Raw genomic sequence first — 22,517 nt, 5'->3', positions numbered from 1 at the left:
GTTAACGACACCAGACGTTTACCGAGCCGCACCGTTAACGGCGGCCGGCTTTCGTCGTCGAAACCTTAAACCTGACGTGCTAAAGGGCCGGCGACGTGGTGGGATCCAGGACGGAAATGGACGCGAATCTCGAACAATTGGGCCTGCGGGCGGGTGCCCCGGATGCGCGCGCGGAAGCGCTCGTCGCCTCCTATGAGCGCGCCGGCTATGCCCGCGTGTCGCCGTCGATCCTGCAGCCGGCTGAGCCGTTTCTCGACCTGTCCGGCGAGGACATCCGCCGCCGCATGTTTCTGACCACGGCGCCCGGCGGCTCCGAACTCTGCCTGCGCCCCGACCTCACCATCCCGGTGTCGCGCGATTACCTCGCATCGGCGAACGCCGGCCAGCCGGCCTCGTTCTCCTATCTCGGCCCCGTCTTCCGTCACCGCGCCGACGGCCCGGCAGAATTTCTGCAGGCCGGCATCGAGAGTTTCGGCCGGACCGATCACGCCGCCGCTGACGCGGAAATGCTCGCGCTCGGACTGGAAACCACCGCCAGTTACGGTCTTGCCATCCCGGATATCCGCACCGGCGACGTCGCATTGTTCGCCGCGCTGATCGCCGCGCTCGATTTGGCGCCGGCGTGGAAGCGCCGCCTGATCAAGGATTTCAACCGCAAGACCAATCTGGCGCAGGACCTCGACCGCCTGATGCTCGGTGGCAACAATGGCCGTCCGGAGTATCAGGGCGTGCTCGCCGCGCTGGCGGGCTCCGATCCGAAAGGCGCGCATGCACTGGTGACTGACCTTTTGTCGATCGCCGGCATTACCGCCGTAGGCGGCCGCTCGGTCGCCGAGATCGCCGACCGCTTCCTCGAGCAATCCGCGCTCGGCGCCTCGACCAAGTTGCCGCGCGACGTGCGCGGCCTGATCGAGCGCTTCCTCGCCATCGCGGGCGATCCCGACGACGCCGCAGCCGAACTGCGCGCGCTTGCCACCGATGCCAATCTCGCCGGCGAACTTGGGCCCGCGCTCGATCTGCTGGAAAGCCGCAACGGGTTTCTCGCCGCGCGCGACATCGACCTGAAGCGCGTCCAGTTCTCCACGGCCTTCGGTCGCGGTTTCGATTACTACACCGGCTTCGTCTTCGAACTCACCGATCCCAGTCGCACCGGCGATCCGCTGGTCGCCGGCGGACGCTATGACGGGCTGCTGACGCGGCTGGGCGCCGCCGCGCCAATTCCGGCCGTCGGCTTCTCGGTCTGGATCGAACGCCTCGCCATCTATGGAGGCGGCCAATGACCGCGCCGCTCGTTCTCGCCGTGCCGGCCAAGGGGCGGCTGCAGGAAAACGCTGAAGCGTTCTTCGCTCGGTCCGGACTGCAACTGGTCAAGCCGCGCGGCGCTCGCGACTATCGCGGCGCCGTGGCCGGACTCGACGGCGTCGAGGTCGCCTATCTTTCGGCCGGGGAAATTACCGCGCAACTCGCCGCCGGCAGCGTCCACATGGGGGTCACCGGCGAAGACCTGATCCGCGAGCAGATCGCCGATGCCGATGCGCGCGTCGTGCTCATCGAGCCGCTCGGCTTCGGTTTTGCCAATGTCATCGTCGCCGTGCCGCAGGCCTGGATCGACGTCCGCACCATGGCCGACATCGACGACGTCGCCACCGGCTTCCGCCAGCATCACGGCCGCAAGATGCGGGTCGCGACCAAATACATCAACCTGACGCGCGAGTTCTTCTCCGCGCACGGCGTCATCGACTATCGCATCGTCGAGAGCGCCGGCGCCACCGAAGGGGCGCCGGCCGCCGGCACTGCCGAACTGATCGTCGACATCACCACCACCGGTGCGACGCTCGCGGCCAATGCGCTGAAGATCGTCGATGACGGCGTCATCCTGCGCTCGCAGGCCAATCTCGTCGCCTCGCGCAAGGCGGAATGGACCGCTGAGCAGCGCGACACCGCGCGCGTCATCCTCGACCGCATCGCGGCGCAGGCGCGCGCCCGCGCCTTCCGCGAGGTGCGCTCGCGCTTTGCCGCCTGCGACGGCAAGCTGGTCGACGACGCCAAAGCGAAATTCGGGGTGGCGACGCCGTTCGGCGGACCGACCTCGTCGGGCATGCTGACGCTGCATTGCCCGCCCGCCGAAGTCTATGCGCTGACGTCGTTCCTGCGCGAGCGCGGCGCCGAAGCGGTCGCGGTCGCGGACCTCGATTACGTGTTCTCGAAGGACAACCCGCTGTACGCCAAGCTGGAAGCCGCGCTCTAGGTCGTCACGGCGTCAGATGATGGCCTGGCGGACCTTGGCTGAGACCCACTCGCTGAGCACGACACTGGCGATGATCACCAGCAGAATCAGCGACACCTTGGTCCACGCCAAGGTCGTGATCGCCGAATTCAACGGCAGGCCGATGCCGCCCGCGCCGACGAGGCCGAGCACGGTCGACTCGCGGATATTGATGTCCCAGCGGAACACGGAGATGCCGGCGAAGGCCGGCATTACCTGCGGCACGACGCCATAGGCCGTGACCTGCGCCGCGCTCGCGCCGGTGGCGCGCACCGCTTCCACCTGCGACTCGTCGATCTCCTCGATCGCCTCATAAAGCAGTTTGGCGCAGAAACCGATCGAACGCAGCCCGATCGCGATCATGCCGGCGAGCACGCCGGGGCCGATGATCGTCACCAGCATCAGCGCCCAGATCAGCGAATTGATCGACCGCGACGCCACGATGATGAACATTGCGATCGGCCGCAGCACGGCGCTCGGCGTGGTGTTGCGCGCCGCGCAATAGGCGACCGGCACCGCCAGCGCCACGCCCATGAGCGTGCCGAGCGTCGCCATGTTGATGGTGTCCCACATTGGCCGCCACAGTTGACCGATAGAGCTCCAGTCAGGCGGCACCATGCGGACGCCGAGATCGGCCGCCTGTTGCGGCGCGTCGAGCACGAACGGCCAGATCGTCTTCTCGCTGATGAAGCTCCAGCTCACCACGAGGACGGCGACGCCGACGAGCCACGCGGCCCAGATGGCGAACTGCGCGGCCCGCTCGCGCCGCTGCCAGACTTTCAGGCCGTCCCGGATCGCGACCGTCATCACTGCACCCAGCGCCGGACGAAGCCGGAAAAATATTCCATCAGCATCACGATGGCGATGATGACGAGCAGGATGGCGGCGGCGGAATCGAATTCGTAACGGTTGAAGGCGGTGTCGAGCGTGGCGCCGATGCCGCCGGCGCCGACGATGCCGACCACCGCCGACTCGCGGAAATTGATGTCGACGCGGTACAGCGCCAGCCCGAGCATGCGCGGCAACACCTGCGGCTGGATGCCGAAATTGACCCATTGCAGCCAGCTCGCGCCGGTCGCGCGCACGGCTTCGGCCTGGCTGGAGTCCATGTCCTCGATGTCCTCGGCGAGCAGCTTGCCGTAGAAACCGATGGTGGCGAAGGCCAGCGTCACCACGCCGGCGAACGGCCCGAAGCCGAACAGCTTGACGAAGAAGATCGCCAGGATGATTTCCTGGAAGCTGCGCGACACGGCCAGGAAGCCGCGGCAGATATAATAGACCGGCGCCGGCGCGATGTTCTTGGCTGCGCCGAGCCCGACCGGAATCGACAGTACGATGCCGATCGCCGTGGCGACCACCGTCATCCAGATGCTCTCGAGAATGCCGTCAAATATCTCGGACGAGCGCGTGGTGAAGTCGGGCGGAAAGAACGCGGCGAAGAAGCGCGCGCCGCGCGGCAGCCCTTCCCAGACGCGGCCCCAGTTCACCTCGGTGGTGCCGAAGGCGGCGGCAAGATAGAGCGCCACGGCGATGCCGATGCCCCAGCGCAGAGCCGCGCTCTTGATCAGCGGCGGCTTGCGCCAGACCCGCGGCACGGCGGACGCTGCATTGGCGGCGCTCATGTCACGTCAGCCCCGCCATACGGTCGCGATCGAGCGGCGCCGGCTCCAGCGCGCCAGGCTCTTCGTGGTCGGCGTCCTCGTCGGCTTCCGGCGATCGCTTGGTGGTCGCCGACCAGTCTTCCTCGCCGTAGATGCGGGTCAGGACGTCCGACGTCAGGCCGTCCGGCGCTCCGTCATAGACGATGATGCCTTGCCTGAGGCCGACAATGCGCGAGGCGAACATCTGCGCGAGCTGCACGTCGTGGATATTGACGATGGCCGACAGGTTGCGCTCGCGGCACAGCTCGGTGATCAGCCGCATGATCTGCCGCGACGTCTTCGGATCGAGCGAGGCGGTCGGCTCATCGACCAGCAACAGATCCGGATTCTGGATGAGCGCGCGGCAGATGCCGACGCGTTGCCGTTGGCCGCCCGACAATGCGTCGGCGCGCTTGTCGACCATGTGATCGAGGCCGACGCGCGCCAGCAGCCGGAAGGCTTCGTCGATATCGGCCTGCGGAAACTTGCGCATGTAGCTGCGCCAGAAGCCGACATAGCCGAGCCGGCCGCTGAGCACGTTTTCCATCACCGTCAGCCGCTCAACCAGCGCGTATTCCTGGAAGATCATGCCGAGCTTGCGGCGGGCGCGCCGCAGCGCGCCCTTGCCCAAGGTGGTGAGTTCGACGCCGTTGAGCGCGATCGTGCCGGCGGTCGGCTCGACGAGCCGGTTGATGCAGCGGATCAGCGTCGACTTGCCGGCGCCCGACGGCCCGATCAGCGCGACGACCTCGCCCTGCGCGACGTCGAGATCGATCTTGTCGAGCGCCAGATCGCCGGTGCGGTAGCGCTTGGTCAGTCCGCGGATGCGCAGCATGGGCCCGGACTGGCTACTTGCACGAATACTTCACGCCGTTCGCCGCGTCGATCTTGCGGATGACGTTCCAGTCCTTCTTGTAGGTGATCGGCACGAAGCGGTCCTGCTCCTTGAACTCGGCCTTCAGCGCCGAGCCTTCCCAGGGGAAGGTGAAGAAGGCCTGCTTGATCTTCTCGGTCAGCGCCGGATCAAGATTATGCGCGACGCCATAGCCGGTCGTCGGGAAGGTCTCGGATTTGTAGATCGTGCGGATCTTCGCCTTGTCCACGACGTTGCGCGCGAACATGCGGAACATCACCTCGTTGGCGATGGCAGCGGCTTCATAATCCTTGTTGGCAACGCCGATCACCGAATTGTCGTGCTTGCCGGAGAATGCCGCGGTGTAGTCGCGGTCCTTCTCCAGATTGAAATCCGCCTTCAGGATCGCCGACGGCGCCTTGAAGCCGGAGTTGGAGGTCGGCTCGGTGAAGGCGATCTTCTTGCCCTTCAGATCGGCCGGCGACTTGATGGCGCTGTCGGCCGGCACGATGATTTCCATCTCGTAGCCGAATTCGCCGTTTTTCCCGCCCATGATGGCGAAGGGCACGAAGCCGGCGCAATTCACCGCGATCGGATTCGATCCGGTGTTGAAGCCCGCGATATGCAGGCGGCCCGAGCGCATCGCCTCGATCTCGGCGGCGTTGGATTGTACCGGGAAGAACACGACCTTCTTGCCGGTCGTTTTTTCCATGTGCTTGATGAAGCCATCCCAGACCTTGCCGTAGACGGCAGGGTCTTCGACCGGGGTATACGCAAATACCAGAACCGAAGGATTGACGCGCTGCTTCGGATCGGTCGGCGTATCCGCCACCATGTCGCCATCGGCATCGCAATACGCCGCGTCAAGCGCGCCGCGTTGGCAATCCTGCGCCTGAGCTTGCGTCGGCGCCGCTGCGGTGCCGATCACATAGGCCGCGAACAACGCAGCGAGCGTTCCGATATGGCGTGCCATAGTTCCCCCCATTTGTAGTTTCCGTGAACCCGGAATTTGCGGGAAGCTTAGCATCGGCCGCCCAACACACAAGTAAGAGTATCGCGGCAGTGCCGGCGCACTCAGCCCTGGGCCAGCGCTTGCGCGATGTCGGCGACGAGATCGTCCGGGTGCTCGATGCCGACGGACAGACGGATCGTCGTCTCGAGCACGCCGATGCGGGCCCGCACCTCCGCCGGCACGCCTGAGTGCGTCATTGCCGCCGGGTGGCTGGCCAGCGACTCGGTGCCGCCGAGACTGACAGCGAGCTTGAACACTTGGAGCGCATTGAGGAAGGCGAAGGCTTCCGCCTGTCCGCCCTTGATATCGAATGAGAAGGTCGAGCCTGCCCCGGTGCACTGGCGCTCATAGGTGGCGCGGGCCGCGCCGTCGCCGAGGAACGGCAGGTAGTGCACCTTCTCCACCCGCGGGTGATCGCGCAGGAATTCCGCGACGATCTTCGCGTTCGCATTGGACTTCTCCATGCGCAGCGCCAGCGTCTCGAGCGAACGGCCGAGCATCCAGCACGAATGCGGGTCGAGCTGGGTACCGATCGCGCTGCGTAGCGCCTTGACGGGTCCGATCACCGCCTGGCTGCCGAGCGCGGCACCCGCGATCAAATCCGAATGGCCGCCAACATATTTGGTCAGCGAGTAGAGCGACAGATCGGCGCCGAAATCGAGGGGGCGCTGAAACACCGGTCCCAGCAGCGTGTTATCGCAGGCGATAATCGGCCGATGGCCTTGCGCCGCGCCGACCTCATCGGCGAGACGGCGCACCAAGGCGATATCGACAAGCGTATTGGTCGGATTGGACGGTGTCTCGACCAGCACGACCGCGACACGGCCCAGCTTTTGCGCCGCGGCAAGCGCCGCGCGAATGGCCTTTTCGCTGACGCCGTCGTCAAACGGCACAGACTTGATGCCGAACTGCGCGAATGTCTTGGTCAGCAAGGTTTCGGTGCCGCCGTACAGCGGCTGCGAATGCACGATCACGTCGCCGGGACGCGCATAGGCCATCAGCGATGTCGAAATCGCCGACATGCCCGAAGAAAACAGGATGGCAGATTCCGCGCCTTCGTAAACCGCGAGCCGGTCTTCGACAATTTCACTGTTGGGGTGATTGAACCGGGAATAGACCAGACCGGCGCCGGTGCCGGCCGGCGGCTTCTTGCGGCCCGACACGTAATCGAAGAAATCGCGGCCCTCTTCCGCCGAGCCGAACACAAAGGTGGACGTCAGAAACACCGGCGGTTTCACCGCCCCTTCGGACAGCATGGGATCGTAGCCATAGCCGAGCATCAGGGTCTCGGGCTTCAGCACGTGGTTGCCGATCTTGGTCTTGGAGACTCGTGGGGCGGCCATGGCGGTTTCCTTCCGTGCTGCCGGGCTGACGCAACTTACCCGCGCGCGCAAGGTTGGTCGATGGCAGCAAGGCAGCGGCCCGCCTGCCGCGCCCCGATGGTGCTGCGGCCATTTTCCGGTCTGCACGAAAGCCATCCGGCGCCTCGAGCGACGCCGAACGCTTTCGTCTTGCGCCATCCGGGGTCAGGAATGCGGCGGGTGCTCGCCGTGCTCGAGTTTAACCGAATCCACCGCCATGCCGCTCTCGAACGGCACCTCGCCCTCCATGCACTGCTGATAGAAGTCATCCCACTCGTCGCGTTCGACGTGGACGCCGCGCATCCAGCCAAGCCGGAAGCACTCGTCATAGGTCGGCGCATCCGCAGCGATTTTGGCCGAGGCGCTTTCGCTCAGCGGATGCCAGGTTTGGGTGAAGGAGTCTTCGGCAAAGCAAGGGGTAACAATCCCTGCTGTCACGGCAATGACGGCCAAGGTCAGGCAACGCATATCTGGCTCCGTGACGCCCCCAAAGGTCACGCGGCGGCCGCGCTTTGCGGTTCATCGAACCGACAACACCTGCGCGATCGCGCCGCAATTGCCTGTGAACCTAGAAGGCGGCAGCGCGGCTGAAACGATAAAACGGTCTTTAATATGCAGCGGACTGCATAGCCGCGGCGTAGCTGCCGCGTAGCGGCGGCATAAACCTGCGGCGGATCGGAATCCGTTCGAGATCCGATACCGGACGAAGGCGAGAAGACTCAGAGCGCCCCGTAGTCGATCGGCTTGAGGCGATCGAGCTTCTTCTCGCTTTTCGGCAGCGGATATTTGAGGCCGCTGGCGCAGTTGAACAGCACGACGCGGTCGGTGTTCTTGATGCGACCGTCGGCGAGCGCCTGCTTGTAGGCGGCGTAGGTCGCGGCGCCCTCGGGGCACAACAGGAAGCCCTCCTCGCGCGCCATCTCGTCGAGCGCCACTTCAATCGCCGGGTCTTCCACCGCAATGGCGAAGCCACCGCTCTCGCGAACGGCCCGCAGGATGAGGAAGTCGCCGACGGCCTGTGGCACGCGAATGCCGGAGGCGATGGTGTGCGCGTTCTCCCAGCGCGGCGCGTGCTCCTTGCCCTCGTCGAAGGCCTTGACCATCGGCGCACAGCCGGCCGCCTGCACCGCGATCATGCGCGGGCGCTTGCTGCCTATGAAGCCGATCTTCTCCAGTTCGTCGAACGCCTTCCACATGCCGATCAGGCCGGTGCCGCCGCCGGTCGGATAGAAAATCGCGTCAGGCACATCCCAACCGAGTTGTTCGGCGAGTTCGAGGCCCATCGTTTTCTTGCCCTCGATGCGATAGGGCTCCTTCAGCGTCGAGGTGTCGAACCAGCCGACCTTTGCCTTGCCCTCGCCGACGATCTTGCCGCAGTCGTCGATCAGCCCGTTGACGCGGTACACGGTCGCGCCCTGCAACGCGATCTCGCTGACATTCACCTCCGGCGTGTCCTCGGGGCAGAAGATCGTCGTCTTGATGCCGCAGTGTGAGGCATAGGCGGCGAGCGCCGCGCCGGCGTTGCCATTGGTCGGCATCGCCATGTGCTTGATGCCGAGCGCTTTCGCCATCGACACCGCCATCACGAGCCCGCGCGCCTTGAACGAGCCGGTCGGCAGCCGGCCTTCGTCCTTGACCAGGATCTCGCCGCCGCCGAGCTTCCTCGACAGTTTCGGCATCGGCACCATCGGCGTCATCACCTCGCCGAGGCTGACGATGTCTTCCTTGCGCCGAACCGGAAGCAATTCCCGATAGCGCCAAAGATCGGCCGGCCGGTTGGCCAGCGCGTCCTTGGTCAGCGCCTTCTTCACGCCGGCAAGGTCGTAGCGCACCAGAAGCGGCTTGCCGGCGCGCGACAAATTATGGACCTGGTCGGCCTCGTGGCGCTCGCCGGTCATCGAGCATTCGAGATGCGTGACGAAGGTCGGCCGATCGGCCGTCAGATTATCGTCGTGGCGCATCTGCAACTCCCTCGCGGGGCTTGTTACTCGGCGGTCTCGCGCTTTCTGAACACGACGAAATGCGAGAGAGAGAAATTGACGGCGAAGCTGACGAAGATCGCCACCAGTTTGCCGCCCCAGGCCGGCATGTGGGCGAGTTCGACGATGCACCACACCGTCAGCGTGTTGGCCAGGAAGCCGGCGAACTGCGACAGCGCAAAGCCGAAATAGCGGTCGAAGGCCAGCTTGCGGCCGGACTCGGTGGCGAAGGTGATAGTCGAATTCATCACATAGGAGGCGGTGACGGCGACCACCCAGGCCATGCTGTTCGACACCAGGATCGGCAGCGCCAGGAAATAGTAGGCGAAGGAAAACACCGCGAAATCGATCGCGGAGTTGACGACGCCGATGAGCGCGAAGCTGATGGCTTTCACGGCCACGGCGCGTTCGGCCCAGGCGACGCGCAGCCGTTCGCGGAGATTTTCGAGCGACGAATTCATGCCGCCTCCATACCACCTCGGATGGCCAAGGTCTTGCCCGAAAAGGCGGTTCCCGGTGCGGACCGGTGACGCGGCGGCGGGGCGACAAGGCCGAAGTCATGCGCTATAGATCGCGCGATGAGCGGAGGATTGCGTGCCTAAAACGCCGGCAAAAACCACGAAATCGGCCAGCCGAACCGGCCAGACCAGGCGCGGTCGCGCCGAGCCCAAAAGCGGGCTGTCGATCGTCGTCCCGGTCTACAACGAGGCCAAGGGTCTGCCCGGTCTGCACGAACGCGTTGCCGAGGTGGCGCGGTTCCTCAAAAGCAAATACGGCCTCCCCGTCGAAGTCGTCTATGTCGATGACGGCAGCCGCGACGGCTCCAGCGAGGTGGCGTTGTCGCTGCCGGCCATTGCGCTCGACGTCCAGGTGGTGACGCTGTCGCGCAATTTCGGCAAGGAAGCCGCACTGCTCGCCGGCCTTGACCATTGCCGGCTTGGCGCCGTGATGTTCATGGATGCCGACGGCCAGCACCCGCCGAGCCTGATCGAAACCCTGGTCGCGCGCTGGCTCGATGACGGCTACGACGTCGTCTACACGGCCAAGGCACACCGCGAGAACGAATCCTTACTGCGCCGCACCGGCGTGCACTGGTTCTACTGGCTGCTCAACTGGCGCGCCCGCCTCAAGATCCCGGAAGATGCCGGCGACTTCCGTCTGCTGTCGCCGCGCGCGGCGGAGGCGCTGCGGCAGATGCCGGAGCGCAACCGCTTCTTCAAAGGCCTGTCGACCTGGATCGGCTTCCGCCAGGTGCGCGTCGATTACGAACCGGCCGACCGCGAGCACGGCGTCACCTCTTGGAACATCTGGTCGCTGGTCGGCCTGTCGATCGAGGGCCTGACCTCGTTCTCGGTGGCGCCGCTGCGCGTCGCCAGTTTGCTCGGCGCCATTATCGCCGCTTCCGCGTTGTTGTTCGGCTTCTGGATTTTCCTGGAGACCGTTTTGTTCGGCGAGGACGTGCCCGGCTATCCGTCGCTGGTCATCGGCATGATGGTGCTGGGCGGCGTGCAGCTGATGATGATCGGCATTCTCGGCGAGTATATCGGCAAGCTGCTGTCGGAGATCAAAGGCCGGCCGGTCTATTTCGTCGCCGAACACACCATCAAAGAGACCAAAGAAGAAGACGTAGTGCCGCGCAACGCAACGTCGCGCGCGGCTGAGTGAGTCGTACCGCATTGAGCAAAAGGGTCCGCCGCATCTGGCTCTGCGCCGACGATTACGGCATCGCGCCGGGCGTCAATAACGCGATCCGCCAGTTGATCGCGGCGCGCCGGCTCAACGCCACATCGGTGATGACGGCGGCGGGCCATATCGACCGCGATGAGGCCGACGCGCTGGTCGAGGCCAATGGCGCCGGCAATGCCGCCATCGGCCTCCACATCACGCTGACCGCGCCGTTCAAGCCGTTGAGCGCCAACTTCGCGCCGCTGCGCGGCGGCGCTTTCCTCCCGCATCCCGAGCTGATGCGCGCGGCGATGACGCGACGGCTCGATGTCGAGATGCTGACGGTCGAGATCGCGACCCAGGTCGAGGCCTTCGTCGAGACCTTCGGCTCATTGCCCGCCTATCTCGACGGCCATCAGCACGTGCAGCTCTTGCCGCAAGTGCGCGATGCCTTTCTCAAAGTCGCAGCCGAGACGGTACCGGGGGCCTGGGTACGCCAATGCGGCAGGCCGCGCGGCGCACGGCCGCTGCACGACCGCAAGGGCCTGATCATCGATATCCTCAACCTCGGCTTCCGCAGCCGGGCGACCCGTCTTGGCGTCGTCACCAACCCGGCCTTCGCCGGGGTTTACGCCTTCAGCGCCAAGGCCAATTTCGCCACGACTTTCCCGCGTTTCCTCAAAGGCCTGCCCGATGGCGGCCTTGTCATGTGTCATCCGGGCTTCGTCGATGCCGAGCTAACATCGCTCGACTCGCTGACGACACTGCGCGAGCACGAATTCGCCTTTTTCAGTTCGGATGCTTTTCCCGCCGTGCTCGCCGCCCATGGGATTACCTTGATCGACCCCTCTGGTGCCCGCGGCGACACTGCCTAGATCTTCAGTGCGCATCCTATGCGCGCCGATGGAGGGAAGGTTATGACGCCGCAGGAACGCCAACTGATCGACGACCTGTTCGACCGCATCGCGCGGCTGGAGGCATCGCCGCGCGATGCCGAAGCCGAGCGCGCCATCGCAGCGGGCGCGCAACGCGCGCCGCATGCACTCTACGCACTGGTGCAGACCGTGCTCGTGCAGGATGAAGCGCTGAGGCAAGCCGAAGCGCGCATCCGTGATCTCAACGGCGCCACTGCACCCTCCGGTGGCGGCTTCCTTGATTCCATGCGCAGCGCTTTGGGCCGGGGCTCAGTACCCAGCGTGTCGCCGGGCGGCGGCAGCAACGCGCCCGATCCGCGCTGGAACACCGGCGGCGCGATGCCACAATCCGCGCCGCAAGCCGGACAAGGACAGCCCGCCTCGCCGTTCAACGCCGCGCCGCAAGGCGGCGGCGGTTCGTTCCTCGGCACGGCCGCGTCGACCGCGGTCGGCGTCATCGGCGGCTCGCTGCTGTTCAACGCGCTTGGCGGCATGTTCGGCGGTCACCGCAGCGGCAGCGCCTTTGCCGACGCGCCGCGCGATCAGGGCGCAACCTCGAGCAATCCCTGGGGCGGCAATGACAATGCGGCGGGCAGCGATCTGTCGCGCGACGCCGGGCTCAATGATGTTGGCGGCAACGACCGCAGCGCCGGCCTGTTCGACAACAGCGGTAACGACACCAGTGGCGATTACGACGTCGCCGATAGCGGCGACAATGATGACTTCGGTGGCGATTTCGGCGGCGGCGACTCGAGCGACGCCTGACGGCTACATCACCACGACCTTGGCGCCGACCTTGACCCGGCCATAGAGGTCGATGACGTCGGCGTTGCGCATGCGGATGCAGCCCGACGACACGTTGGTGCCGATCGTCCAGGGCTCATTCGAGCCGTGAATGCGGTACAGCGTCGAACCGAGATACATGGCGCGCGCGCCGAGCGGATTGGTCGGGCCGCCGTCCATATGACGCGGCAGGTAGGGCTGGCGCTCCAGCATCTCCGGCGGCGGCGTCCAGTCGGGCCATTCCTTTTTCGCCGAGACGTGATGCGTGCCCGCCCACATGAACCCGGGCCGGCCGACGCCGACACCGTAGCGCAGCGCCCGGCCGTTCGGCTCGACCAGATAGAGAAACTTGTTCGGCGTATCGATGATGATCGTGCCCGGCTCTTCCGTCGTCTGGTATGCGACTTCCTGCTTCTCGTAGACCGGATTGATCGGATAATTCTGCGATGACGGCGGTTCGCCCGCGACCGGGCCGGTGCTGGCATAGACCTGCTGCATGGACCCGGGGTTGCCGTAAGCAGCCTGCGGCGGCGCGATGTATTGCTGCTGCGGCAGCGGCGCATAGCCCGGATCACGGTCGCCGCCGTTACCGAAGATGGCCTCGATGAAGCCGCCGCCCATTTCGCTGCGCATACGCTGCGGCTGAGCGACGACGACCATCGGCGGCGTCGCCGGCCGCGCCTGCGCCATGGCACGCCGGGGCGCTTGCGCCGGCGCGGCCTGATATGCCGGTACGGCGTAATACTGCTGCGGCTGGTAGCCCTGCGGATAAGGCTGGGCCACGTAGTATTGCTGCGCGCAGGCCGGGGCGGCGCCCGCCAGCAGCACGAAACCGATCAATAAAGAACGCTGACGCATTACGCTAACCCGCACACAAAAAAGGCGTCGCCCGCACCGTCTCACAATCAAGCATCGATTGGTAAATCAGCCAGAAGCCGTCGCTGCTTTACGGCGCTCGCCGGCCCGCTTCGTTTCGCTAGCGTTTATTTTTCGTAAAATGGAAAACGTCGTGGTTAATCGATCCTTGCCGCCGCTACGGCAAATTCAGGAGCATCGCACTGCCGCAACGCGCCGTTAATTCACCATACGCTAGACGTTATGGCGGAGTGGCAAAGGGACCCCGCCGTGCAGCGCAAGGCTTTCCGGATCGAAGCGATGCTGGCGCCGCGCCTGTCGGCCACGCCATCGCATACGCCTGGCGCCGATGACGAGCGGACGACCGCGCTGTCCGGACTGAGGCGCGAACTCGCCGTCGTTCAGAACGCGATCGCCCGCAACCGGAAGGATCTCAGCGCCCTGGTCGGCGACGGCAAGGATCGCCAGTTCGCTCGTGCCGCCGCCGAACTCGGTGCTGCCGTCGACGACATGCGCGCCGCGACCAATCAAATCCTCAGCCTCGCCGAGACCGCCGATGACAATGCGCGCGCGCTCGCCGCAAGCCTGAAGGACGACTACAAGCGCGGCCTGGCGCAGGAAATCCAGGATCAGATCGTGAAGGTCTATGAGGCCTGCAATTTCCAGGACATCACCGGCCAGCACATCGGCAAAGTGATCAGAATGCTGGCGGCGATGGAGCACCAGCTCGATTCCATCCTCGCGCGCTGCAACGGTGCGCATGCGGCGGCGCAGCCGCTCGCGATGGCGACAGGTGTTGACGACGGGCTGCTGAATGGACCGAAGCTCGCCGGCGATGACGGTCACGCGACCCAGCAGGACATCGACCGGATCTTCGGCTGAGCGCGCTCAGCGCGGCCGCCGGATAACGACGAAGCACACGAGGCCGACCGCGGCGAAGGCCGAGGCCATGGCCAGCGCCGCGGCGTCGGAGGCGCGATCGACCACCACCGCCATCACCAAAGGCGCGGCCGCCTGCACCATGAGGAAGGGAAAGGCGAGCCTTCCCATCAGCCGGCCGTAACCGGCCGCGCCGAACAGTGCCAGCGGCACCGCGCCGCGTGCGATGGTAATGAGGCCGTTGGCGCCGCCGAACAGTACTGCGAAGGTGGCCGCGACCGGCGTTGCGATGCCGAGCACACCGATCATCACGAATGCGGCGAGCAGCGTCGTCAGCGCAATGCGCGCGATCCACAACGGATGCAGGTTGCGTCCGAAGGCGAATTCGACAACGCGGGCGCCGACCTGCGCCGGTCCGAACAGCGCGCCGATCAACACCACGGTATCGCCGTCAATGCCGGCGCGCGAGAAGATCGCCAGCAGATGCGCGGCGAGGCCCGACGGCACGAAGGCGTAGATGGCAAACCCCGCCGCGACGAGAATGAAAGGCGCGCCACGCGCCGGCAGCACGCGGTCGGGCGGCTTGGCGCCGGCGGCCGGCGGCGCGCTCGCTTCGACGCGGTCACGCGGCAACAGAAAGGCGTGCAGCGGCGCGGCGATGACAAGCAGCAGCGCCGCATAGATCCAGTAGGTGCCGCGCCAGCCGACCGCTTCGGTGAGAAAGTGGGTCGCCGGCCAGCCGACCGTGGAGGCAAAGCCGCCGGCCAAGGTCAGCGCGGTGATCGGCCGCCGCGCCGCGGCGCTGAAGATGCGGCCGAGCGAGGCGAAAGCGGCGTCGTACAAGCTTGCCGACAGAGCGACGCCGAGCAGGATCCAGACGGCGACATAGGCGATGCGGTTGTCGGCAACGGTGATGAGCACCAGACCGAGTGCGCCGAGCAGCGAACCGATGGTCATGACGACGTGGCCGCCGAAGCGATCGATCGAGCGGCCGACATAAGGCGCCGCCAGGCCGGCGGCGAGCAAGGCAAAGGAAAAGCCGCCCATGGCGAACGACATCGACCAGCCGTGCTCGCGGGCGATCAGCGGCACGATCAGCACTGGCGTGTAATAGATGCCGCCCCAAGCGAGAATCTGCGTGACGCCAAGCACCGGCACGGCGCGCCAGGGGCCGGAGAAGAAATTGTGAAGGGGCGTCATGAGCGCGCGCAGTACCAGAGACTGTCATGCCCGGCCTTGTCCCGGGCATCCCGACAAGTCGGGCACCGTGCCCTCCTAAGCGAGATGGCCGGGACAAGCCCGGCCATCACCACTATAGGACGTGCGCGCTCGAGTGCCTACCGCGCCGGGGCAGGCTTCGGCTTCGCCGCAGGCTTTGGCCGCGGCTTGCTGGCCGGCTTCTTCTTGCCGCCCTCGGCGCCGCAACGCACGTAGACCATGTTGCCGTAACGGCCCTGCACTTCCGGATCGATCCAGCGCAGGACCAGGATGCGGCCGTCGAACTGCAAGACTTCGCGGTCCTGCTGGCTGCCCGGCGGATCCTCGGCCGGACCGATGTAGTTCTTGCCGCCGGGCGCACCCTTGACGCGCAATTCGGACGGCGTCGACTGGTCGGCGAGGTGCATCATGATGCCCCCGGTCGGGCCGGCGGTGATGACGTAAGGCTGACGACACTGACTCGCGGCGGCAGATTCGGTGCGGACACGGTCTTCATCGCGATGATAGGCGGCCAAACCCCAGTTGCCGACCAGGTCCTGCGGCGGGAAGGACGGCGGCAGCGTCGGCGTTACAGGCGGTGCCGGCGGTTCAGGCGGCGCGCTCGGTGTCGTACTACACCCCGCGATGCCGAGGGCCATCACACCGAGAACCAAAGCTGTCCGCAGGCCGAAGTTGAAGCGGGTTTGGCCAAACGAACCTTGGTGGGAGAGAAAGCTCATCGGGACTCCTGGAAAACACGTGGGCGGGGCGACATTGCGAGGCATTGACAATGAGTGCAAGCAAAAGCCGCAAATCGTCAATAACCAACACCTGTGCCCGGATTGCGGCCGTCCGACCGCTTATGTCGGCCAAACTTGACACTCAACCCTTAAGGCAATATCTCCGCAGGCGCAATTAGCACTCTAAACGACAGAGTGCTAAAGGGTTCTCAACCCTGCACTTTCCGTCCCGGCTTCAGGTGACGCAGAAAAGCGGCTCCGCCGATTTTCGCTCCAGTGATTTTAGTCAACGAGGAGGCCCCCATGGCCAAGACCAAGTTCCGCCCGCTGCACGACCGCGTGGTTGTGCGCCGCATCACCGCCCAAGAGAAGACCAAGGGCGGCATCATCATTCCGGACACGGCTCAGGAAAAGCCGTCCGAAGGCGAAGTCATCGCCGTTGGCCCCGGCGGCCGCGACGAAGCCGGCAAGCTCGTGCCGATGGACATCAAGGCCGGTGACCGCGTGCTGTTCGGCAAGTGGTCCGGCACGGAAGTGAAGATCGACGGTGAAGATCTCCTGATCATGAAGGAGAGCGACATCATGGGCGTCGTCGGTTGACGCCAGACCTCGTCCTGAGGAGGCGCCGAAAGCGCCGCCTCGAAGGACGAGGACAATGAATTATCGGCCTCATCCTTCGAGACGCGTGCCGCGCACGCTCCTCAGGATGAGGGTCAATCTCAACATCGATCGGAGTGAGTTCACATGGCTGCCAAAGACGTAAAATTCGCCGGCGACGCGCGCGACCGCATGCTGCGCGGCGTCGACATCCTCGCCAACGCCGTGAAGGTGACGCTCGGCCCGAAGGGCCGTAACGTCGTCATCGACAAGAGCTTCGGCGCCCCGCGCATCACCAAGGACGGCGTCACCGTCGCCAAGGAGATCGAGCTCGAGGACAAGTTCGAAAACATGGGCGCGCAGATGGTGCGCGAAGTCGCTTCGCGGACCAACGATCTGGCTGGCGACGGCACCACCACCGCGACCGTGCTGGCCCAGGCCATCGTGCGCGAAGGCGCCAAGTCGGTTGCCGCCGGCATGAACCCGATGGACCTCAAGCGCGGCATCGACATTGCGGTCGCCGCCGTGATCAAGGACATCGAAAAGCGCGCCAAGAAGGTCTCGTCCTCGGCTGAAGTCGCCCAGGTCGGCACCATCTCCTCGAATGGCGACACCCAGATCGGCAAGATGATCGCCCAGGCGATGCAGAAGGTCGGCAACGAGGGCGTCATCACGGTTGAAGAAGCCAAGGCGATGGAGACCGAGGTCGAGATCGTCGAAGGCATGCAGTTCGACCGCGGCTATATCTCGCCCTACTTCGTCACCAACGCCGAGAAGATGATCGCCGAGCTCGAGGATGCCTACATCCTCCTGCACGAAAAGAAGCTGTCGGGCCTGCAGTCGATGCTGCCGGTGCTCGAGTCCGTCGTGCAGTCGGGCAAGCCGCTCATCATCATCGCCGAAGACGTCGAAGGCGAAGCCATCGCCACGCTCGTCGTCAACAAGCTGCGCGGCGGCCTCAAGGTCGCGGCCGTCAAGGCGCCGGGCTTCGGCGATCGCCGCAAGGCCATGCTTGAAGACATCGCCATCCTGACCGGCGGCCAGCTGATCTCGGAAGACCTCGGCATCAAGCTCGAGAACGTTACCGTCTCGATGCTCGGCCGCGCCAAGAAGGTCGTGATCGAGAAGGAAAAGACCACGATCGTCAACGGCGCCGGCAAGAAGGCCGAGATCGAAGCGCGCGTTCAGCAGATCAAGGCGCAGATCGAGGAAACCACCTCGGACTACGACCGCGAGAAGCTGCAGGAGCGTCTGGCCAAGCTCGCCGGCGGCGTCGCGGTGATCCGCGTCGGCGGCGCGACCGAGATCGAGGTCAAGGAAAAGAAGGATCGCGTCGAAGACGCGCTCAACGCCACCCGCGCGGCCGTGCAGGAAGGCATCGTGCCGGGCGGCGGCACCGCGCTGCTGCGCGCCAAGAAGGCGGTCGGCAAGCTGACCAACGATAACTCGGATGTCCAGGCCGGCATCAATATCGTGCTCAAGGCGCTGGAAGCTCCGATCCGCCAGATCGCCGAGAACGCCGGTGTCGAAGGCTCGATCGTCGTCGGCAAGATCCTCGACGAGAAGTCGGAGACCTATGGCTTCGATGCGCAGAACGAAGAGTATGTCGACATGGTCGCCAAGGGCATCATCGATCCGGCCAAGGTGGTGCGCACCGCGCTGCAGGATGCGGCCTCGATCGCCGGTCTGCTCGTGACCACCGAGGCGATGGTCGCCGAGCTGCCGCGGGAAGCTGCGCCGGCAATGCCGGGCGGCGGCGGCATGGGTGGCATGGGCGGGATGATGTAACTTCTGCCCTGCCTCAAGAATCGGAGAGGCCCGGCGAAAGCCGGGCCTTTTGTTTGAAACTACTGGCACAGCGGGGCGTTGAGTTCCGTCCGCAGGAACCCCATGGCCGCCTCGCAATCCAAAACCGTCGTCTACGCGGCCGCCGCGGGCAATCTGCTCGTAGCGCTGACCAAGTTCGTCGCCGCATGGTTGACCGGCTCGTCGGCGATGCTGTCGGAAGCCATCCATTCCGTGGTCGATACAGGCAACCAGCTCCTGCTGCTCTACGGCATGCGGCAGGCAGCGCGCCCGCCGGATGCGTCGCATCCGCTCGGTTACGGTCGCGAACTCTACTTCTGGAGCTTTATCGTCGCGCTGCTGCTTTTCACGCTCGGCGCCGGGGTCGCCTTCTACGAAGGCGTCCAGCATGTTTTGCATCCGACCGGGATCGTCTCGGCCCATGTGAATTACATCGTCATCGGCTTTGCCATGGTTTTCGAAGGCGCGAGCTGGTTCATCGCGCTGCGCGAATTCCGACGCGCCAAAGGCGGCGTCGGCTACATTGAGGCGGTGATCCGCAGCAAGGATCCGCCGGCCTTCATCGTCCTGTTCGAGGATTCTGCGGCGTTGATTGGCTTGGTTCTGGCGGCGCTCGGCACCTTCGCTTCCGATTATTTCGGCAGACCCGAATTCGATGGCGCGGCTTCGATCGGCATTGCCTTGGTGCTCGGCGTCACGGCACTGACGTTGGCCCGTGAGAGCAAAGGCCTGCTCATCGGCGAGCCGGCCAGCCCGCTCCTGCGCGATGCCATTCTTACGACGGCGCGCGAGATCGACGGCATCGTCAGCGCGCACATTGCCTTCACCGTGCACATGGCGCCGGACCAGGTGATCGCCGCGCTCAGCCTCGAATTCAGGGACGACCTGGAAACCCCGGACATCGAGCAGGCGATCGACAAGCTCGAGCGCGCCATTCACGACAGTCACCCGGAGGTGATCGCGATTTTCGTCAAGCCGCAGGCAAGCGCCTCGCAGCTCACCCTGCCCGGCCGTTTCCCCGGCCGCGCGCGACGGCTGAATAAGCCCTAGTGGCTCGACAGACTGAAGCGCAAGGCCGGCGCGCCATCCGGTCCGCTGAGCGATACATGATCGCCACGGCGCTGCCATTGGGTCACCTGCGTCAGGGCGGTTAGGGTCTCGACATCGGCCTGCAGACGCTCGTCGCTGCACTGCCCGGACATCATGTATTGCGGCATGGCTTCGGGCAGAGGCGCCGTCTCGACCTTGAGCGATGCGCCCTCCACGGTGAGCCGCGCGGGGACAGTCTTGCACCACAGGTCGATCGTTGCCGTGCCATCCGTCTCGGTCGTGATCACCGGAACACGCTTGAGCGCGCCGATGCGCGGCGCGTCGAGCACCAGCACCTGGCCAAACGGAAATGACTGCGCAAGCGCCGCCGACCCCGCGCCCGCCAGCGCACTGATCGAAAGCGCCGCGGCAACGACAAACCGGTTCGCGGTCAGGCGATGGGAACTCATGGCGTCTCCGGGCATCGCGCCGCCCGCGGACGCGGGCGCGCTGGGAAGGAGGCCTTGAAATGACGCGTGCGGCTTCTCGCGTCAAGCCGTTGCACCGGCGGCAGTGGACGACCCGGATACGACATTTTTATTTTGCCGCTGCGCGCATTTCACGCAGCATTGAACGCATCGAACCTTCGTATCTTGTTAGAATTGCGGAAGCCGGGAGCCTTGCATGGATCAGCACCTGACCGACCAACGTGTCGTCGATCTGTATGACAGCTTCACCCATGGGATTATCGATCGGCGCACCTTTCTTGATCGCCTGACGGAAATCGCCGGATCGGCCGCCGCGGCTCTCGCGCTGCTGCCATTGTTGCAGAACAACTATGCGCGGGCCGAGACCGTTCCCGCCAACGACTCTCGGCTGATAACGGAAACGGCATCTTACGATGCCGGCGGCACGCGCATGTCGGGCTATCTGGTGCGGCTGAAAGGCGGCGCCAAACGGCCGGCGGTCGTCGTTGTCCACGAGAACCGCGGCCGCAATCCGCACATCGAGGACGTCGCGCGGCGCCTAGCGCTGGATGGCTTCCTCGCCTTGGCAGTCGATGCACTGTCGCCGCTCGGCGGCACGCCGTCGGACGAAGACAAAGCGCGCGACATGATCGCGACGCTCAATCTCGGCGACACCGCGCAGCGCATCGCCGCCGCCGTGCCGTTTTTGGAGAAGCACGCGGAATCGACCGGCAAGGTCGGAGCCGTCGGCTTCTGCTGGGGCGGCGGCATGATCAACCGCGTGGCGGTGCTTTCGCCGGACCTGAAAGCCGCGGTCGCCTATTACGGCGCGCAGCCGCCGGCGGCGGACGTGCCGAAGATCCACGCCGCGCTGCTGCTGCATTACGCTGGGCTCGACAGCCGCATCAATGCCGGCATTCCGGCCTACGAAGAGGCGCTGAAAGCCGCCGGCAGGACGTTCACGGTCTACGTCTATCCGAACGTCAACCACGCCTTCAACAACGACACCACAAGCCGCTACGACAAGCCGGCGGCGGACCTCGCCTGGAGCCGAACCATCGCCTTCTTCAAGGATCGGCTCGGCACCCCGCCGGCTTAACTGTCGACCTGTTCGACCAGCCAGTTCGCCGTGCGGAGCAACCTCGCATCGCCGCGCGCCGCGCCAATGAGTTGAACGCCGAGCGGCATGCCGCCCTCGCCGGCGAGCATTGGCAGCGTCACCGCCGGCAAGCCGGTCAGGCTCCAGAGTGAATTGAACACCGGACTGCCGGTGGCATCGCCGACCGGCGCCACGCCGGGCGTCGACGGCGTGATGATGGCGTCGAAGTCGTCGAACAGGTGGTCGATCCCCGCAGCATAGCTCTTGGCGTTCTGGCGGGCCTTGAGATAACGCACCGCCGGTATGGAGCGTCCCTCGGCCATCAGGTCGCGCAACTGCTGGCTCAACACATCGCCGCCGCGCTCCAGCAATGGATTGAGGTTGTGCGCCATATCCGTCGCCATGACCACGTGATGATCGTCCCAGGCCGCAGCATAATCGTCCGGCAAATCGATCTCGGTCACCTGATCGCCAAGGCTTGCGACGAGCTCGGCGAACGCCGCATGTGTCGCAGCATCGGCCTTGTCCCAAACCGGCGTGCGCACGAAAGCGAGGCGCGGTTGCACCGGCGGGACGTCGGCCACGAGTTCGAGATAATCGGGCGCGGCCACCGGCCGCGTATCGCTGTCCGCGGCGTCGTAACCGGCCAGCACTTCGAGGATCAGCGCGGCATCGGCCAGCGAGCGCGCCATGACACCGACATGATCGAGCGCCTGCGACAGCATCAAGGCGCCGTGGCGCGAGATCAGGCCGTGACTCGGCTTCACGCCATAGACGCCGCAGAACGCCGACGGCCGGATGATCGAGCCGTTGGTCTGCGAGCCGACGGCGAGCGGCACCATGGCCGCTGCCACAGCCGCGGCCGAACCCGATGACGAGCCGCCGGGGGTGCGCGTCAGATCATGCGGATTGCGCGTCGGTCCGGGCGAGAAATACGCGCATTCGGTGGTCACCGTCTTGCCGATGATGATGGCGCCGGCCTCGCGCAGGCGCGCCACCGCCGTCGCGTCCTGCACCGGCTGGCGACCCTTGAGCACGGCCGTGCCGCACTCGGTCGGGTAATCGGCGGTGTCGAAGATGTCCTTGATGGCGACCGGGATGCCATGCAGCAGGCCGATCGGCTGACCGTCACGACGGCGCTCATCGACGTCCCGCGCCTGAGCCAACGCGGCGTCCGGGTCGAGATGCACGAAGGCATGCACCTCGCCGTCGATCGCCGCGATGCGGTCGAGGCAGGCGCCGACGTATTCCTCTGAGCTGAAGTCGCCGTTGGCGATGTGTTCGACCGCTTCGATCGCGGTCAGCCCGGTCAATTCCTCGTCAGTCACACTCAACTCGCACTGGTTGTTACATAATTGTAATCGTAGGGGGTGGC

The 22,517-nt window shown here is 65.4% G+C and carries 23 protein-coding genes; 10 read left to right on the top strand and 13 right to left on the bottom strand.

Going from position 1 to position 22,517, the window contains the following annotated elements:
* Positions 1–116: 116 nt before the first annotated feature.
* Together ASD45_RS03145 and hisG are read left to right on the top strand one after the other, a co-directional pair.
* Positions 117–1,280 carry an ATP phosphoribosyltransferase regulatory subunit gene (locus tag ASD45_RS03145; RefSeq protein ID WP_056910151.1) on the top strand — a complete coding sequence of 388 codons (1,164 nt, stop codon included), beginning with the start codon at positions 117–119 and terminating at the stop codon, positions 1,278–1,280.
* Entirely contained in the window at positions 1,277–2,248 is a 972-nt protein-coding gene (gene hisG / locus ASD45_RS03140; protein ID WP_056910150.1) for an ATP phosphoribosyltransferase, read from the top strand. The genes ASD45_RS03145 and hisG overlap by 4 nt, the downstream gene beginning before the upstream one ends.
* 12 nt (positions 2,249–2,260) lie before the next feature.
* On the opposite strand, the gene phnE (ASD45_RS03135) is transcribed toward hisG, so the two are convergent.
* The 8 genes from phnE (ASD45_RS03135) to ASD45_RS03100 all read right to left on the bottom strand — a co-directional run bounded on the left by phnE (ASD45_RS03135) (position 2,261) and on the right by ASD45_RS03100 (position 9,572).
* Positions 2,261–3,073 (bottom strand): phosphonate ABC transporter, permease protein PhnE, encoded by an 813-nt coding sequence (gene phnE / locus ASD45_RS03135; RefSeq protein ID WP_056910149.1) that lies wholly within the window; start codon positions 3,071–3,073, stop codon positions 2,261–2,263.
* Complete coding sequence (gene phnE, locus ASD45_RS03130) at positions 3,073–3,888, bottom strand: phosphonate ABC transporter, permease protein PhnE (RefSeq protein ID WP_056910148.1); 816 nt, start codon at positions 3,886–3,888, stop codon at positions 3,073–3,075. The genes phnE (ASD45_RS03135) and phnE (ASD45_RS03130) overlap by 1 nt, the downstream gene beginning before the upstream one ends.
* Position 3,889: 1 nt before the next feature.
* Positions 3,890–4,741 (bottom strand): phosphonate ABC transporter ATP-binding protein, encoded by an 852-nt coding sequence (gene phnC, locus ASD45_RS03125; protein WP_056910147.1) that lies wholly within the window; start codon positions 4,739–4,741, stop codon positions 3,890–3,892.
* Positions 4,742–4,754: 13 nt separating this feature from the next.
* Positions 4,755–5,732, bottom strand: a complete 978-nt coding sequence (phnD, locus tag ASD45_RS03120; protein WP_056910146.1) for a phosphate/phosphite/phosphonate ABC transporter substrate-binding protein — start codon at positions 5,730–5,732, stop codon at positions 4,755–4,757.
* Between the two features lie 101 nt (positions 5,733–5,833).
* Positions 5,834–7,114: a cystathionine gamma-synthase family protein gene (locus tag ASD45_RS03115; RefSeq protein ID WP_056910145.1), complete on the bottom strand. Its 1,281-nt coding sequence runs from the start codon at positions 7,112–7,114 to the stop codon at positions 5,834–5,836.
* Between the two features lie 183 nt (positions 7,115–7,297).
* Positions 7,298–7,600 carry a hypothetical protein gene (locus ASD45_RS03110; protein WP_056910144.1) on the bottom strand — a complete coding sequence of 101 codons (303 nt, stop codon included), beginning with the start codon at positions 7,598–7,600 and terminating at the stop codon, positions 7,298–7,300.
* A gap of 251 nt (positions 7,601–7,851) precedes the next feature.
* Entirely contained in the window at positions 7,852–9,093 is a 1,242-nt protein-coding gene (locus tag ASD45_RS03105) for a threonine synthase (protein WP_056910143.1), read from the bottom strand.
* Between the two features lie 23 nt (positions 9,094–9,116).
* A complete protein-coding gene (locus tag ASD45_RS03100; protein ID WP_056910142.1) occupies positions 9,117–9,572 on the bottom strand; it encodes a GtrA family protein in 456 nt (151 codons plus the stop codon).
* A 217-nt stretch (positions 9,573–9,789) separates the two neighbouring features.
* Here ASD45_RS03100 and ASD45_RS03095 point away from each other — a divergent pair, with 217 nt between their 5' ends.
* The 3 genes from ASD45_RS03095 to ASD45_RS03085 are packed head-to-tail and all read left to right on the top strand — an operon-like array spanning position 9,790 to position 12,455.
* Positions 9,790–10,776, top strand: a complete 987-nt coding sequence (locus ASD45_RS03095) for a glycosyltransferase family 2 protein (protein ID WP_056912561.1) — start codon at positions 9,790–9,792, stop codon at positions 10,774–10,776.
* Between the two features lie 11 nt (positions 10,777–10,787).
* Positions 10,788–11,651 carry a ChbG/HpnK family deacetylase gene (locus ASD45_RS03090; RefSeq protein ID WP_056910141.1) on the top strand — a complete coding sequence of 288 codons (864 nt, stop codon included), beginning with the start codon at positions 10,788–10,790 and terminating at the stop codon, positions 11,649–11,651.
* Positions 11,652–11,693: 42 nt separating this feature from the next.
* Positions 11,694–12,455, top strand: a complete 762-nt coding sequence (locus ASD45_RS03085) for a DUF2076 domain-containing protein (RefSeq protein WP_056910140.1) — start codon at positions 11,694–11,696, stop codon at positions 12,453–12,455.
* Between the two features lie 3 nt (positions 12,456–12,458).
* Here the strand turns inward: ASD45_RS03085 and ASD45_RS03080 are convergent, their stop codons facing one another.
* A complete protein-coding gene (locus tag ASD45_RS03080) occupies positions 12,459–13,163 on the bottom strand; it encodes a L,D-transpeptidase (RefSeq protein WP_244485429.1) in 705 nt (234 codons plus the stop codon).
* 435 nt (positions 13,164–13,598) lie between these two features.
* Here ASD45_RS03080 and ASD45_RS03075 point away from each other — a divergent pair, with 435 nt between their 5' ends.
* On the top strand, positions 13,599–14,210 hold the full coding sequence (locus ASD45_RS03075) for a protein phosphatase CheZ (RefSeq protein WP_056910138.1): 612 nt from the start codon (positions 13,599–13,601) through the stop codon (positions 14,208–14,210).
* A gap of 6 nt (positions 14,211–14,216) precedes the next feature.
* Here the strand turns inward: ASD45_RS03075 and ASD45_RS03070 are convergent, their stop codons facing one another.
* Both ASD45_RS03070 and ASD45_RS03065 read right to left on the bottom strand, forming a co-directional pair.
* Positions 14,217–15,407 (bottom strand): MFS transporter, encoded by a 1,191-nt coding sequence (locus tag ASD45_RS03070; protein ID WP_056910137.1) that lies wholly within the window; start codon positions 15,405–15,407, stop codon positions 14,217–14,219.
* A 137-nt stretch (positions 15,408–15,544) separates the two neighbouring features.
* Complete coding sequence (locus ASD45_RS03065) at positions 15,545–16,144, bottom strand: hypothetical protein (protein ID WP_244485182.1); 600 nt, start codon at positions 16,142–16,144, stop codon at positions 15,545–15,547.
* Positions 16,145–16,447: 303 nt separating this feature from the next.
* Between ASD45_RS03065 and ASD45_RS03060 the strand changes: the two genes are divergently transcribed.
* The 3 genes from ASD45_RS03060 to ASD45_RS03050 all read left to right on the top strand — a co-directional run bounded on the left by ASD45_RS03060 (position 16,448) and on the right by ASD45_RS03050 (position 19,597).
* Positions 16,448–16,744, top strand: a complete 297-nt coding sequence (locus tag ASD45_RS03060; protein ID WP_056910136.1) for a co-chaperone GroES — start codon at positions 16,448–16,450, stop codon at positions 16,742–16,744.
* A 144-nt stretch (positions 16,745–16,888) separates the two neighbouring features.
* The gene (gene groL, locus ASD45_RS03055; RefSeq protein WP_056910135.1) at positions 16,889–18,529 is read left to right on the top strand and encodes a chaperonin GroEL; all 1,641 of its coding nucleotides are present in this window, start codon (positions 16,889–16,891) and stop codon (positions 18,527–18,529) included.
* A gap of 102 nt (positions 18,530–18,631) precedes the next feature.
* The gene (locus ASD45_RS03050; protein WP_056910134.1) at positions 18,632–19,597 is read left to right on the top strand and encodes a cation diffusion facilitator family transporter; all 966 of its coding nucleotides are present in this window, start codon (positions 18,632–18,634) and stop codon (positions 19,595–19,597) included.
* Here ASD45_RS03050 and ASD45_RS03045 read toward each other — a convergent pair.
* Complete coding sequence (locus ASD45_RS03045; protein ID WP_056910133.1) at positions 19,594–20,046, bottom strand: META domain-containing protein; 453 nt, start codon at positions 20,044–20,046, stop codon at positions 19,594–19,596. The genes ASD45_RS03050 and ASD45_RS03045 overlap by 4 nt on opposite strands.
* A 214-nt stretch (positions 20,047–20,260) precedes the next feature.
* Here ASD45_RS03045 and ASD45_RS03040 point away from each other — a divergent pair, with 214 nt between their 5' ends.
* On the top strand, positions 20,261–21,142 hold the full coding sequence (locus ASD45_RS03040; protein ID WP_056910132.1) for a dienelactone hydrolase family protein: 882 nt from the start codon (positions 20,261–20,263) through the stop codon (positions 21,140–21,142).
* Here the strand turns inward: ASD45_RS03040 and ASD45_RS03035 are convergent.
* On the bottom strand, positions 21,139–22,470 hold the full coding sequence (locus ASD45_RS03035) for an amidase (protein ID WP_056910131.1): 1,332 nt from the start codon (positions 22,468–22,470) through the stop codon (positions 21,139–21,141). The genes ASD45_RS03040 and ASD45_RS03035 overlap by 4 nt on opposite strands.
* Positions 22,471–22,517: the final 47 nt, after the last annotated feature.

The sequence above is a fragment of the Pseudolabrys sp. Root1462 genome, from assembly GCF_001426945.1.
Taxonomy (GTDB): Bacteria; Pseudomonadota; Alphaproteobacteria; order Rhizobiales; family Xanthobacteraceae; genus Pseudolabrys.
The sequence above is the reverse complement of the archived record's forward strand: the minus strand, read 5'-3'. Positions and strand labels throughout refer to the sequence as shown.

Coding starts and splice junctions, on each gene's coding strand:
- ASD45_RS03145 (WP_056910151.1), top strand. CDS start 117: ATGGACGCGAATCTCGAACAATTGGGCCTGCGGGCGGGTGCCCCGGAT.
- hisG (WP_056910150.1), top strand. CDS start 1,277: ATGACCGCGCCGCTCGTTCTCGCCGTGCCGGCCAAGGGGCGGCTGCAG.
- phnE (WP_056910149.1), bottom strand. CDS start 3,073: ATGACGGTCGCGATCCGGGACGGCCTGAAAGTCTGGCAGCGGCGCGAG.
- phnE (WP_056910148.1), bottom strand. CDS start 3,888: ATGAGCGCCGCCAATGCAGCGTCCGCCGTGCCGCGGGTCTGGCGCAAG.
- phnC (WP_056910147.1), bottom strand. CDS start 4,741: ATGCTGCGCATCCGCGGACTGACCAAGCGCTACCGCACCGGCGATCTG.
- phnD (WP_056910146.1), bottom strand. CDS start 5,732: ATGGCACGCCATATCGGAACGCTCGCTGCGTTGTTCGCGGCCTATGTG.
- ASD45_RS03115 (WP_056910145.1), bottom strand. CDS start 7,114: ATGGCCGCCCCACGAGTCTCCAAGACCAAGATCGGCAACCACGTGCTG.
- ASD45_RS03110 (WP_056910144.1), bottom strand. CDS start 7,600: ATGCGTTGCCTGACCTTGGCCGTCATTGCCGTGACAGCAGGGATTGTT.
- ASD45_RS03105 (WP_056910143.1), bottom strand. CDS start 9,093: ATGCGCCACGACGATAATCTGACGGCCGATCGGCCGACCTTCGTCACG.
- ASD45_RS03100 (WP_056910142.1), bottom strand. CDS start 9,572: ATGAATTCGTCGCTCGAAAATCTCCGCGAACGGCTGCGCGTCGCCTGG.
- ASD45_RS03085 (WP_056910140.1), top strand. CDS start 11,694: ATGACGCCGCAGGAACGCCAACTGATCGACGACCTGTTCGACCGCATC.
- ASD45_RS03080 (WP_244485429.1), bottom strand. CDS start 13,163: ATGGCGCAGGCGCGGCCGGCGACGCCGCCGATGGTCGTCGTCGCTCAG.
- ASD45_RS03070 (WP_056910137.1), bottom strand. CDS start 15,407: ATGACGCCCCTTCACAATTTCTTCTCCGGCCCCTGGCGCGCCGTGCCG.
- ASD45_RS03065 (WP_244485182.1), bottom strand. CDS start 16,144: ATGAGCTTTCTCTCCCACCAAGGTTCGTTTGGCCAAACCCGCTTCAAC.
- ASD45_RS03060 (WP_056910136.1), top strand. CDS start 16,448: ATGGCCAAGACCAAGTTCCGCCCGCTGCACGACCGCGTGGTTGTGCGC.
- groL (WP_056910135.1), top strand. CDS start 16,889: ATGGCTGCCAAAGACGTAAAATTCGCCGGCGACGCGCGCGACCGCATG.
- ASD45_RS03050 (WP_056910134.1), top strand. CDS start 18,632: ATGGCCGCCTCGCAATCCAAAACCGTCGTCTACGCGGCCGCCGCGGGC.
- ASD45_RS03045 (WP_056910133.1), bottom strand. CDS start 20,046: ATGAGTTCCCATCGCCTGACCGCGAACCGGTTTGTCGTTGCCGCGGCG.
- ASD45_RS03040 (WP_056910132.1), top strand. CDS start 20,261: ATGGATCAGCACCTGACCGACCAACGTGTCGTCGATCTGTATGACAGC.